This is a genomic window from Paenibacillus sp. BC26, from assembly GCF_900116125.1.
GTDB lineage: Bacteria > Bacillota > Bacilli > Paenibacillales > Paenibacillaceae > Paenibacillus_Z > Paenibacillus_Z lignilyticus.
Genome location: NZ_FPAD01000001.1, coordinates 1,208,603 through 1,220,714, shown reverse-complemented (window position 1 = coordinate 1,220,714; position 12,112 = coordinate 1,208,603). Strand labels below are relative to the sequence as shown.

Annotated in this window: 10 protein-coding genes; all 10 read right to left on the bottom strand. The window is 49.8% G+C overall.

Annotated features, from left to right (window positions below):
- Position 1 precedes the first annotated feature (1 nt).
- Positions 2 to 667 carry a precorrin-2 dehydrogenase/sirohydrochlorin ferrochelatase family protein gene (locus tag BM412_RS05070; RefSeq protein WP_091214756.1) on the bottom strand — a complete coding sequence of 222 codons (666 nt, stop codon included), beginning with the start codon at positions 665 to 667 and terminating at the stop codon, positions 2 to 4.
- Positions 668 to 693: 26 nt separating this feature from the next.
- A complete protein-coding gene (locus tag BM412_RS05065; RefSeq protein WP_091214754.1) occupies positions 694 to 1,512 on the bottom strand; it encodes a cytochrome C assembly family protein in 819 nt (272 codons plus the stop codon).
- Positions 1,513 to 1,579: 67 nt separating this feature from the next.
- Positions 1,580 to 2,962 (bottom strand): glutamyl-tRNA reductase, encoded by a 1,383-nt coding sequence (gene hemA, locus BM412_RS05060; RefSeq protein ID WP_091214751.1) that lies wholly within the window; start codon positions 2,960 to 2,962, stop codon positions 1,580 to 1,582.
- A gap of 169 nt (positions 2,963 to 3,131) precedes the next feature.
- Complete coding sequence (gene speD, locus BM412_RS05055) at positions 3,132 to 3,530, bottom strand: adenosylmethionine decarboxylase (protein WP_090983026.1); 399 nt, start codon at positions 3,528 to 3,530, stop codon at positions 3,132 to 3,134.
- A 333-nt stretch (positions 3,531 to 3,863) separates the two neighbouring features.
- Positions 3,864 to 4,454, bottom strand: coding sequence for a non-ribosomal peptide synthetase module (locus BM412_RS05050; protein ID WP_091214748.1), 591 nt, complete (start codon positions 4,452 to 4,454; stop codon positions 3,864 to 3,866).
- A 165-nt stretch (positions 4,455 to 4,619) separates the two neighbouring features.
- Positions 4,620 to 5,252, bottom strand: a complete 633-nt coding sequence (yihA, locus tag BM412_RS05045; protein WP_091214745.1) for a ribosome biogenesis GTP-binding protein YihA/YsxC — start codon at positions 5,250 to 5,252, stop codon at positions 4,620 to 4,622.
- A gap of 19 nt (positions 5,253 to 5,271) precedes the next feature.
- Positions 5,272 to 7,626, bottom strand: a complete 2,355-nt coding sequence (gene lon / locus BM412_RS05040; RefSeq protein WP_091214742.1) for an endopeptidase La — start codon at positions 7,624 to 7,626, stop codon at positions 5,272 to 5,274.
- A gap of 87 nt (positions 7,627 to 7,713) precedes the next feature.
- A complete protein-coding gene (lonB, locus tag BM412_RS05035; RefSeq protein ID WP_091214740.1) occupies positions 7,714 to 9,420 on the bottom strand; it encodes an ATP-dependent protease LonB in 1,707 nt (568 codons plus the stop codon).
- A gap of 192 nt (positions 9,421 to 9,612) precedes the next feature.
- Entirely contained in the window at positions 9,613 to 10,734 is a 1,122-nt protein-coding gene (gene ispG, locus BM412_RS05030; protein ID WP_091214737.1) for a flavodoxin-dependent (E)-4-hydroxy-3-methylbut-2-enyl-diphosphate synthase, read from the bottom strand.
- Between the two features lie 93 nt (positions 10,735 to 10,827).
- A complete protein-coding gene (gene clpX, locus BM412_RS05025) occupies positions 10,828 to 12,084 on the bottom strand; it encodes an ATP-dependent protease ATP-binding subunit ClpX (protein ID WP_091214734.1) in 1,257 nt (418 codons plus the stop codon).
- Positions 12,085 to 12,112: the final 28 nt, after the last annotated feature.

Genomic DNA, 12,112 nt, shown 5'->3' with positions numbered 1-12,112 from the left:
TTTATTTGCTCCTCTCAGCCGCTTGCAGCAGCCTGCTCATCCATTCATCGATCTGACTTTCTGTATAGGTAAATCGTACTTCATTTCGTTCGGCTTGCGAAGCAACCTCTTCTGCAGCCATTCGCAATAAGGAGGTTCTAAGCTCCGGATTCAAGCTGCTCGACAGCACTCGTGCTCGCAGTAATCGAAGCCCTTCGACGGAATCTTCGAAGCTTTCGTCAAATTGCTTCGCTAGCCGCCGCTTCAAGATTGCTGCCAATGCCGGGCTTGCTCCCCCTGTCGTAACCGCTAGGAGCAGCTCACCGCGTCGCACGATCGAAGGCGTAACGAAGCTGCCTTCTTCGCCCAGATCAGCAACATTTACGAAAATACCAAGCCGCTCTCCCAAGGCTGCAAGCTCTTTATTTACGTGACGATTATTCGTCGCAGCAACAACAAGCATCGCTCCTTGAAGATCCCCTTCCCTGTATTCCCTTTGCACAAGCTCGATAGACCCTGCAAGGGCCAGCTCTTGAAGAGCGGAAGAAGCAGCGGGCGCAATAACCTCTACCTGATCGGCTCCCCCATCCAGCAGTCCTTGCACTTTACGCTCCGCAACAGAGCCGCCTCCAACTACAATACAGCGTTTCCCTTGAAGCTTCACCATCATGGGATAATAGGTTTTCATGAATGCAACCAACTCCTTGGCGCCCCTTAAGACCAGCCGTGAAAATTCGAGGCTTGATTCATCAATACATTGAGCAGCATGACGCCGTAGCTGATCAAATTAAGCCTGGCGAACTTCCAGCCTGAACCGTCAAACCAGCGGTGCCCTAGCAAATTCCAGATGTAGATGGCCAAAGCTATAAAAGATGAAATCACCTTTAAATCAAGCAATAGTTCATAGCGTCCTTCTATAAGAATAGATGTGACCGCCACAGCCAGCGATAACGTCAGCAGCGGCGTGCCGATCAGAGCGGCTCTGAACATGAAGCGATCCGCCACATCCAAACTCGGCATCCTCTGCATACTCTTCGTCCATTGCTTGCCTTTGAGACGAGCGAAGAGAAACATATACATCCCTGAGAATATCCCGCTGATCGTCAGCGCGGCATAGGCCAAAATCATCAGAATGATATGAACGACCAGCATGTTCTGCGCCAATTCCCATCTCGCTAGAGAAGCGCCTGAGCCAATGCCGAACAAATTGACGGTCAAAACTGCGAACCCGATAACATTTACGAAGAAGACGATAAACTCCATCCTAAAAAAACGGCTCATCACAAGTGAAACCGTGATAAGCAGCCAAGAAAAAACGAGCAAATATTCAAACAATGAGATGTTAGTCATGTCCAGATGCGAGATGATGCGATGTACGATGAAGCCTGTTTGCAGTACCCAGACGAAAATAAGCAGCCCTGTTCCCACTTGTTTCGCTTGCCGATTTCGATCAACGAAATCGGAGAAGTAAAACAGAAGGCTCAGGGCATAGATATACAGCATTCCATCATAAAACCAATTTTGTGTAACCATAGATGGCCTCCGCAAACTTTGAACAAGTTATCTGATAACCTAAATCCCGCTGCTTATCTCCGGGATGTTAGGTTGTAATTGCCGCAATTGTACTTTTGAGTACCGGCATTGTATCTCCGCTTGGAGCGACTTCTTTAGTCCCAGCCGGATTACGCTGCTCTGCGTTGTTCTTTGTTTGTTCCAGCGTGTCTTCCAAGGCGAATAGTTTCACGAACATATCCATAGCCTCGTCGGCATGCTTCTCTCCTGCCATTTCTTTAATTCGCAGAATCGGATCATGCATCATTTGGTTCACGATGCTCTTCGTCAGCTTATGAATGACCTTAAGCTCGCGATCGCTTAAGTCCGGGAGCTTGTTCGCCAAGCTGTCCATCGTTTCCGCATGAATGTCCGTCGCTTTATCCTGAAGCGCACGAATCAGCGGTGCAACGCCTAATGTTTTGTACCAACCGCGGTACACATCGAGCTCAGCTGAAATCATCGTTTCAATCTTAGCAGCCTCTGTACGGCGCTGCTCCATGTTGCTCTCCACGATGCCTTCCAGATCATCGATATCGTATAGGAACACGTTCTTAACCGATGCAATAGCAGGATCAAGATCACGCGGTACCGCAATATCAATCATAAAGAGGGGACGGGATTTACGTTTCTGCATCGCAGCCGCAACCTGTTCGCGGCCCAGTACATACCCGTCTGAGCCCGTAGAGCTGATAACGATATCCGCTTCATGCAAACGAGAAATCGCATCTGCCATCGACAGCGGAGTTCCGTTGAACTTATCCGCCAGCTGCACGGCACGGTCATAGGTACGGTTAACGACGAATACTCGTTCCACACCGTTCGCGTACAGATGCTTAGCTGTTAATTCACTCATCTTGCCGGCACCGACGATCATCACCGTCTTGCCGTTAAATTGTCCGAAGATCCGTTTGCCGAGCTCGACTGCAGCATAGCTGACCGAAACCGCAGCTTCACCGATTGCAGTATCGGAATGTGCCTTCTTCGCAAGCGTTACAGCTTGTTTAAAGATCGTATTAAACAATGTGCCTGTAGTCTTCTGCTGCTGAGCAAGAAGGAACGCATTCTTGACTTGACCCAGAATCTGAGTCTCGCCAATGACCATGGAATCAAGTCCACAGGTGACACGGAACAGATGGTCGATCGCCTTCTCATCCTCATACATATATAAATCCGAGGTAAACTGCTGTCTCGGCGTTTTAAACCATTTCTCCATGAAACTGCGTATATAATGTCCGCACAACGTCGGACGGTCAACAACAGCATACAATTCAGTGCGGTTACAGGTCGCAACAATGACACCTTCCATAATGCTCTTCGTTTGCTTCAACTGCTCAAGTGCCTCAGGCAGATCTCGTTCGGAGAATGTAAAACCTTCTCTGACTTCAACCGGTGCTGTGCGGTAATTAAGACCGACGACTATAATGTGCATGCGCGTTCACCTGCCCTTCACTAATCATTTTTTCATCATTTAGTATAGCACAGTTAGTCTTGATGTACCCCTGCAAATATGAAAATTGTTTGAAAACGCGCAGTTTGGTTTATGCCATCAAAAAAGGCCACGGATTTCTCCATGGCCCCTCTTTAGTCATATGAAAATGCTACACAAGCTCAACTTGCTTCATATCCGCTTCCACGACTTGCAGTTCACCCATACCGCGAACAAGTTTCTTAGCATGTGTTACTTTTGGTTTCAAAACAGACATCATGTAGTCAATCGCCAATTGCGGATCGACTGTTTCTCCACATGTATAGCAATCAAGAGCAGCGAAGCCTCTCTCAGGATACGTGTGAATGGAAAGATGACTTTCTGACAGCAGTACGAGCACTGTTGCGCCTTGTGGCTCAAATTGTTTGGCTTGAACTGAGAGTACTGTAGCGCCGCATGCCTCTGCAGCTTCTACCATTTGGGCTTGTAAAAATTCCGCGTTGTTGAGCAGGTCAAAATCTACACCCCAAGTGTCAACAGCAACGTGTCTTCCGAAAGTTGAATATTCCATCTCTCGGTTCCCCCTTCCTAGGAATAAAATGTTTTGTAATTTCATCCGCTAGGACCTACGTCATTCACTGCCCGAGGGACTTTCCTCTCGCAACATTACCATGTCCTGAGTGAATCCTGGTTCCTATTCATTGCAACGAAAATAAAAATAACATCTATCGCTCAGAAATGCAACAGTTTTTTTGGGCAGATTTAAGTTGACAACATGCAGTAAACTCCAGTAAACAACGTATGTACGTTTAGTTGAGCTGGTGATGGTCCTCTGCAAAATTTAATATAAATAAAAAAAGCCGCAAATGAGCGGCTTTCGAAGTATGATGCTCTACGGCTTTGCTTAAGCTTCCATTAAGAACAGCGCTCTTGCATGCTGTGCCAGCCGTTGATCGATAAGCGATATTTGCCCGCGATCACTGCATTGGTTGCGTAAATCGAGCAATTGATTAATCGCAACTTGCACGATTTCAATTTCCTTCTCGATGTCGTTCACGCGGAAAGTCGCTTCAAGCTGACCGACGGTATCTTTGAATTCAAAGATCACTCTCGACTCATTGTTCTTGATTTCGACAATTTTGCGAACAGTTCCTTCAGCATAATGATAGATCATCGTATAATGTGGATAAATGCGATTGACGACTGCATCTCCGCGGAACAACGATACCGCTTTGCGCATTGCGTTCGTAAGTCTCGGATGTACAATACGGCACGAAAGTGCGCATACGTACAAGTCTTGCTTACGTTCGAAAGTAAGGCGGACTTCTTCTCGTCCTGCGTCGTCCTCGAGAACCATCTCGTGATTGCCGTTCTCTAGTACCCGCACCTGCTGCTTAATATGCTGGTCTTCAAAAAACCGGACAAATCCCGCCATCTCTTCAGCCGTTAATTGCAGAGAAGCATTGACATACTCCGTGGCTATCCGCTGAGCCATAAAAATCTCCTCAATTCTATAAAGTAACGCGTTTGTAAATCAGTTGCTTACCTATATTATACCCGATCGAAGCGGTTTATTCCTGCCGCCCATTCGCGATATTCACGCATATTTCTGAATAATCAAGGAGATTTTACGAAGAGTCGTTGCTTTTATGCGTTATCCTCACTTTTCGATTGAAACTTCTTCCGTTTCTTCCGCTTCTTCGCTTGTTTCCGCTATCGTTTGATTTATGATTGCCCAAAGCTCATCGCGGCCGAGGCCTGTCTCAGAAGAGAAGAGAACATGGAAATCCCCCGTCTGGAAGCCCAGCTTCTTTTTCACCATCTTCACATGCTTATCCCACTTGCTCTTCGGAATCTTGTCCGCCTTCGTCGTCACGACGCAAACCGGAATTTCATAATGCTTCAACCAGTCGTACATGAGGCAGTCGTCCACGGATGGTTCATGGCGAATGTCGATGATAAGAAAAACCATCTTCAGCGGTTCACGGTCGCTTAGGAAGGTCTCGATCATCGTGCCGAACTGTGCACGCTGTACTTTCGATACTTTGGCATAGCCGTAACCGGGGAAATCGACCAAGTAAACTTCTTCATTCACACGGTAATAATTGAGCTGCTGCGTCTTGCCCGGCTGCGAGCTCGTTCTGGCTAACCCTTTGCGCATAATCATCTTATTGATGAGCGATGATTTGCCGACATTAGAACGCCCTGCCAGAGCGAACTCTGGCAAGGCATCTACAGGATATTGATCCGGCCTTACGGCGGAAATAACAAATTCAACATTCTTAATCTTCACGTTTAAGCAACCTGCTTTCTTAATGCGTCTGTACCGGTGCTGCTGCCTCCACTTTGACAAGCGCGTGCTTGATAACCTCATCCATCGAGCTGACGGGAACGAACTCCAAATCGGCTCTGACGCTGTCTGGTACATCGCGCAAGTCACGCTCGTTGTCTTTGGGAATCAGCACCTTCTTGATGCCCGCCCGGTGCGCTGCGAGCGATTTCTCTTTGAGACCGCCAATCGGCAGCACGCGGCCGCGCAGCGTAATCTCTCCGGTCATCGCCACTTCTTTATCCACCAGACGATTCGTTAAAGCAGAAATAAGTGCCGTCGCCATCGTAATGCCCGCTGACGGTCCATCCTTCGGAATCGCACCTTCAGGAATATGGATATGGATATCATTTTTCTCATGGAATAGCGGATCAATCCCAAGCTCATTGGCACGGGAGCGCGTATAGCTGAAGGCTGCCTGCGCAGATTCCTTCATCACATCGCCGAGCTTGCCTGTCAACGTGAGCTTCCCGCTTCCCGGCAGCACCGTTACCTCAATAACGAGCGTATCGCCGCCAACTTCTGTCCAAGCAAGGCCTGTAACGGCGCCGATTTGATCTTCGACCTCCGCCATGCCGTACCGGAACTTGGACGGTCCGAGCCATTCTTTAATTTTCGCGGAGTCCACCTTAATCGGCGTTACGTTCTCGTCCGTCACGATGGCTTTCGCAGCTTTCCGGCACATCGCCGCAATTTGCTGCTCCAGATTACGCACGCCGGATTCTCTTGTGTACTCGCGAATGATCTGCAATAATCCGTCTTCTCCGAGATCCACTTGCTCTTCAAGCAAGCCATGCTCGCGTTTCTGTTTCGGCAGCAAGTAGCGATTCGCGATTTGCAGCTTCTCAAGTTCTGTATAACCGGGAATGTACAGCACTTCCATCCGATCGAGCAGCGGCCTTGGAATGTTGTGGATGGCATTGGCCGTCGTCACGAACATGACGTTCGAGAGATCGAACGGCACTTCGATAAAATGATCGCTGAACGTATTGTTTTGCTCGGGATCAAGCACCTCAAGCAGAGCAGATGCAGGATCGCCGCGGAAATCCATCGCCATCTTATCGATCTCATCAAGCAAGAACACCGGATTGAGCGAACCTGCCGTCTTCATGCCTTGAATAATCCGGCCCGGCATCGCGCCGACGTATGTACGGCGATGACCGCGAATTTCAGCTTCGTCGCGTACGCCGCCAAGTGAGATTCGCACAAACTGTCTGCCAAGCGACTTCGCGATTGAACGAGCCATCGAGGTTTTACCAACCCCCGGAGGGCCAACCAAGCAAAGAATCGGGCCTTTCAGCTTCTTCACGAGCTGCTGTACCGCTAAGTATTCCAGCACGCGTTCCTTCGGCTTCTCGAGTCCGTAATGATCCTCGTTAAGAATAGCTTCCGCTTTTGCCACATTCAAATCATCTTCCGTCAGCTTGTTCCAAGGTAAGGAAAGGAGCCAATCAATATAATTGCGGATGACACCGCCCTCGGCCGAAGTCGATGGCATCTTCTCCAGACGGTCGATTTCCTTCTCGACCTTCTCTTTCACTTTATCCGGAATACCGGAGTCCGCCATCTGTGCGCGAAGCTCTTCCACTTCGCCGGCACGGCCTTCTTTCTCGCCGAGCTCCTTCTGAATGGCTTTCATTTGCTCGCGCAAATAGTATTCCTTCTGTGTCTTCTCCATCTGCTTCTTCACACGCTGACTGATCTTGCGTTCCAACTCCAGCACTTCGCGCTCGTTGTTCAGAATATCCAGCAAGCGCTCGAGCCGCTCCCGCACATCAATCGTTTCAAGAATATCCTGCTTATCCTTGATCTTAAGCGACAGATGGCTGGAGATCACATCGGCAAGCCTGCCCGGCTCATCAATATCCGAAACAGCTGCCAATGTCTCCGGCGTCACTTTCTTCGACAAATTGATGTAATGCTCGAACTGATTAAGCACCGTCCGCATGAGAGCATCAATTTCCGGATCCGTCGATTCCGCCTCCGGCAGTTCTTTAATCGTGACCTCGTAGTAATCGTCATTCGGCAAATAATCGACAATCTCGGCACGGACAACGCCTTCCACCAGCACGCGGATCGTACCGTTCGGCAGCTTAAGCATTTGTCTGACTCTTGCGGCCGTGCCGACCCGGTAGATATCTTCCTGCGATGGCTCTTCAATATTCACTTCCGATTGCGAACATAGCAAAATCATATGATCGTCCAGCATGGCGCGATCAAGCGCGCGCACCGACTTCTCCCTGCCTACATCCAGATGCAGCACCATGCTGGGGTATACAAGCAGCCCCCGTAGCGGCAGCAGGGGCATACGACGACCTTTCCATTTAGCAGGTCCCATTCCAGCACCTCCGTCTTTGAAGCTTCCTCACAGATCTTTCGTAACCGATTCCTTCGGCCTTAAGTCTTAGGGCTTTCATCCATTTTATCACTCAACGGAATCCGCCTGCAAATAGGGCAGTCCTGTTGCGATAAATACGTCGGCTGCAGGCGCCTGCGAAGCAGACTGCATTTGCGTATCTTCAGCACCAAACACATGGCGGAACACCTCATCCACATGCTCGACAGGAATAACCTGCACACCTTGCAAATCAGCGAAGATAGCCTGCCAATTTTCTCTTGGGATCAATACCGTATCCGCTCCGGCTTGGAAAGCTGCCTCGACTTTGGCCAGCACGCCGCCGACAGGCTTCACATTACCATGGATACCTACCTCACCGGTCATAGCAAGCTTATTGCTGATCGGCTCTCCTTTAATGGCAGAGGCAATTGCCGTAGCCATCGCGATACCGGCAGACGGGCCGTCAATCGGTGTTCCGCCCGGGAAGTTAATGTGCAAATCGTAATTTTCCGGTTTCATGCCCATTCTTCTTAGGACCGTAAGGACGTTCTCGATGGAGCCTTTAGCCATGCTTTTGCGTCTGAGCGTTCTGCTGCTTCCGCCGCCCAGTTCTTCCTCGTCTACAACACCTGTGATTGTATATACACCTTTTCCGGCTCTGGCTCCGATTGCGCTAACCTCGATCTCCAGGAGCGTTCCCATATTCGGTCCGTATACGGCCAGTCCGTTCACAAAACCTACTTGCGGCGCTGTCGGCACCTTACGGTCAGGACGCGGCGGGATTTGACTGCTGTTGACGACCCACTCAATGTCGGCGGCCGATATCGTATCGCGTTTCTCCGACAGCGCGAGCCCTGCGGCAAGCTGGATGACATTAACGGCTTCACGGCCATTCGTTGCATAACGCGTTACGACGTCAATGGCTTCTTGGGACGGCGGCAAGCCGATCTTCTTCAGTGCATTGACGGCAATTTGGGAGATCTCATCGGGCAGCAGCGGGCGGAAATAGATTTCCATGCAGCGCGAACGAAGCGCCGGCGGCAGCTCCTGCGGTGAACGCGTCGTAGCGCCAACAAGGCGGAAATCAGCAGGCAAGCCATTTTGGAAAATGTCATGGATGTACATCGGGATATTGTTATCCTCGGAATTGTAATACGCGCTTTCCAGATACACCTTGCGATCTTCCAGTACTTTTAACAACTTATTCATCTGAATCGGATGCAATTCACCTATTTCATCAATAAACAGCATCCCGCCATGCGCTTTCGTGACTGCGCCGGGCTTCGGCTGCGGAATACCGGCGACGCCCATTGCGCCTGCTCCTTGATAAATCGGATCATGCACGGAGCCGATAAGCGGATCCGCGATCCCGCGTTCGTCGAAGCGAGCCGTTGTCGCGTCGATTTCCGTAAATTTCGCATCCTGCAAGAATGGAGAGCTCGGATTCTTCTTCGCTTCCTCCAGTACCACCCTTGCTGCAGCGGTTTTCCCAACGCCCGGAGGACCATAGATAATGACATGCTGCGGATTCGCGCTGCACATCGCCGCTTTGAGCGCACGCAGGCCGTCCCGTTGCCCCACAATATCATTTATCGTTTGCGGCCGTGTTTTCTCAGACAAAGGTTTCGTCAGCGAAACCGAGCGCAGCTTACGTAATTTATCCATTTCTTTACGGGACTCTCGGTCGACAGCCGTTCGATTTGTTTTCTGATTGCGCAGCAAATTCCAGAAGTACAAACCAATCACGATAGCGAAAAACACCTGGATCAACATCAAAATCAAACTTAAACTCATAGCAATTACTCCTCTCTTAAGAAGACTAGCGGCGAGCGCGGTTTCGTTCCTTCTCGGGCTGAAAAGAAAAGAAACGGCTTACGCCGTTTTTCTTCATACAAAAAATCCGGCTTTACGGGGCTCATACTGTTCAGTATTGCCCCCGGCCGGATGGAATAATCGCTATGAATACGTAAAGTTTGAATGGCTTTCCTATGTCGTTACATGAGGTCCGGGCTGATGCTTGCGCCCCGGAATTTCGCCGGTCTCTTCAAACACGCGGACAATCTCGTCAATTTCCTTCTTCAGCTCGGAGAGAAGCTCGGCTTCAGGCACTTTACGAATCATCTCTCCGTAACGGAAGAGCATGCCTTCGCCTCTTGCGCCCGCAATCCCGATGTCCGCCTCGCGCGCTTCACCCGGGCCGTTAACTGCGCAGCCAAGAACGGAAACCTTAATCGGCACCTTGATTTTGCTGATGTACTCCTCCACCTCATTGGCGATAGAGAACAGGTCGATATCCAGTCGGCCACATGTCGGGCAAGAAACCAGCGTTGCAGCGTTCGTAATCAGACCGAAGGTCTTCAGCAATTCACGCGCTACTTTCACTTCTTCTACAGGGTCCGCGCTAAGGCTGATTCGAACGGTGTTCCCGATGCCCATGGCGAGCAGTGCACCAATACCGGCCGAGCTCTTAATCGTTCCCGTATGAAGGGTTCCGGCTTCCGTAATGCCAAGGTGAAGCGGATAACGAATAACTTCGGCAGCCATACGGTAGGCTTCAATCGCCATCGGCACGTCAGAAGCTTTAAGCGATACGATGATATCGTGGAAATCAAGCTCTTCCAAAATTCCGATATGAAAAAGTGCGCTCTCCACCATGGCTTCGGGAGTAGGGTAACCATACTTCTCAAGTAAGTGGTTTTCCAGCGAGCCGGCATTAACTCCGATACGAATCGGAATGTTCTTCTCTTTGCACGCCTTCACGACAGCTTCGACTTTCTCGCGGCGTCCGATATTGCCCGGATTGATCCGAACCTTATCTACACCGTTCTCAATCGCAGCAAGGGCAAGGCGGTAATCGAAATGAATATCCGCAACAAGCGGAATATGAATGCGTTTCTTGATCTCTTTGATTGCCTCAGCAGCTTCCTTGTTATTGACGGTAACCCGAACAACTTGGCAGCCTGCTTCTTCCAGGCGCAGAATCTCGGCAACGGTAGCCTCAACATCCGCTGTTTTGGTCGTGCACATACTTTGAATAATAACTTCATCACTGCCGCCAATCGTCAGCGGACCGACTTTGACCGGCACTGTATCTTTGCGCAAATACATCAGGTAACCTCTCCCATGAACGTCAAAGTCCACCCCTGCGGTTAGCGTTGCCGCGCCGCAGGGGTGGAAGCATTTGAGGTGTTATTTATTGGATCAGGCGCTTTCTTCCTTCTTCTTGCCCTTCTTGGAAACAAGCTCTGGCATGATCCGGTCTTGAACGACCTTCTCTGTAATCAGGCAGCTGCTAACATCGTCGCGCGAAGGTACTTCGTACATCACGTCGAGCATCAGCCCTTCAATAATCGCTCTCAATCCACGTGCACCTGTATTACGCTTGATCGCTTCTTTCGCGATTGCATCAAGTGCCGCAGCTTCGAACTCAAGCTTCACATTGTCCATCTCAAGCAGCTTCTGATACTGCTTCACGAGCGCATTCTTCGGCTCGGAGAGGATACGGACAAGCGCGCCTTCGTCAAGCGGCTCCAGTGTCGAGATGACCGGTAAACGGCCGACAAACTCCGGAATCAAACCGAATTTGAGCAAGTCTTCCGGAAGTACCATCGACAAATATTCACCCGGCTTCAGATCCTTCTGACCGTCTCCGGCAGCGTTGAATCCAATAACCTTCTTGCCAATCCGGCGTTTGATCAACGATTCAAGACCGTCGAATGCACCGCCGCAAATGAACAAGATGTTTGTCGTATCGATTTGAATAAATTCTTGGTGCGGATGCTTACGGCCGCCTTGCGGTGGTACGGAAGCAACTGTGCCTTCAAGAATTTTGAGGAGCGCTTGCTGTACGCCTTCACCGGAAACGTCACGTGTAATCGACGGATTCTCGGATTTGCGCGCTACTTTATCAATCTCATCGATGTAGATGATGCCGCGTTCAGCCTTCTCCACATCGTAATCTGCAGCTTGAATCAGTTTGAGCAAAATATTCTCAACGTCTTCACCGACATAACCGGCTTCCGTAAGGGAAGTCGCATCCGCGATAGCAAACGGAACGTTCAAAATTTTAGCCATCGTTTGAGCCAGAAGTGTTTTACCTGAGCCTGTAGGACCTACAAGCAAGATATTGCTCTTCTGCAATTCAACATCTTCGAGTTTATTCTGCGAGTTGACGCGTTTGTAGTGGTTGTATACCGCTACAGACAGCGACTTCTTCGCTTGTTCTTGACCAATAACGTATTGATCCAAGATGTTGCGAATATCGCGCGGCTTCGGAATATCTTTCAGATCCAGCTCTTCTTCATGACCGAGCTCTTCTTCAACGATCTCCGTGCATAGTTCGATACATTCATCACATATATAGACGCCAGGTCCGGCTACGAGCTTGCGAACTTGATCTTGCGATTTGCCGCAGAACGAACATTTCAACTGGCCCTTTTCGTCGTTAAATTTGAACATGAGTTTTCACCCCTTCTTGTTGATTCGC

Coding starts and splice junctions, on each gene's coding strand:
- lon (WP_091214742.1), bottom strand. CDS start 7,626: ATGGGACCTGCTAAATGGAAAGGTCGTCGTATGCCCCTGCTGCCGCTA.
- ispG (WP_091214737.1), bottom strand. CDS start 10,734: ATGTATTTGCGCAAAGATACAGTGCCGGTCAAAGTCGGTCCGCTGACG.
- hemA (WP_091214751.1), bottom strand. CDS start 2,962: ATGCACATTATAGTCGTCGGTCTTAATTACCGCACAGCACCGGTTGAA.
- BM412_RS05070 (WP_091214756.1), bottom strand. CDS start 667: ATGAAAACCTATTATCCCATGATGGTGAAGCTTCAAGGGAAACGCTGT.
- lonB (WP_091214740.1), bottom strand. CDS start 9,420: ATGAGTTTAAGTTTGATTTTGATGTTGATCCAGGTGTTTTTCGCTATC.
- BM412_RS05065 (WP_091214754.1), bottom strand. CDS start 1,512: ATGGTTACACAAAATTGGTTTTATGATGGAATGCTGTATATCTATGCC.
- speD (WP_090983026.1), bottom strand. CDS start 3,530: ATGGAATATTCAACTTTCGGAAGACACGTTGCTGTTGACACTTGGGGT.
- clpX (WP_091214734.1), bottom strand. CDS start 12,084: ATGTTCAAATTTAACGACGAAAAGGGCCAGTTGAAATGTTCGTTCTGC.
- BM412_RS05050 (WP_091214748.1), bottom strand. CDS start 4,454: ATGGCTCAGCGGATAGCCACGGAGTATGTCAATGCTTCTCTGCAATTA.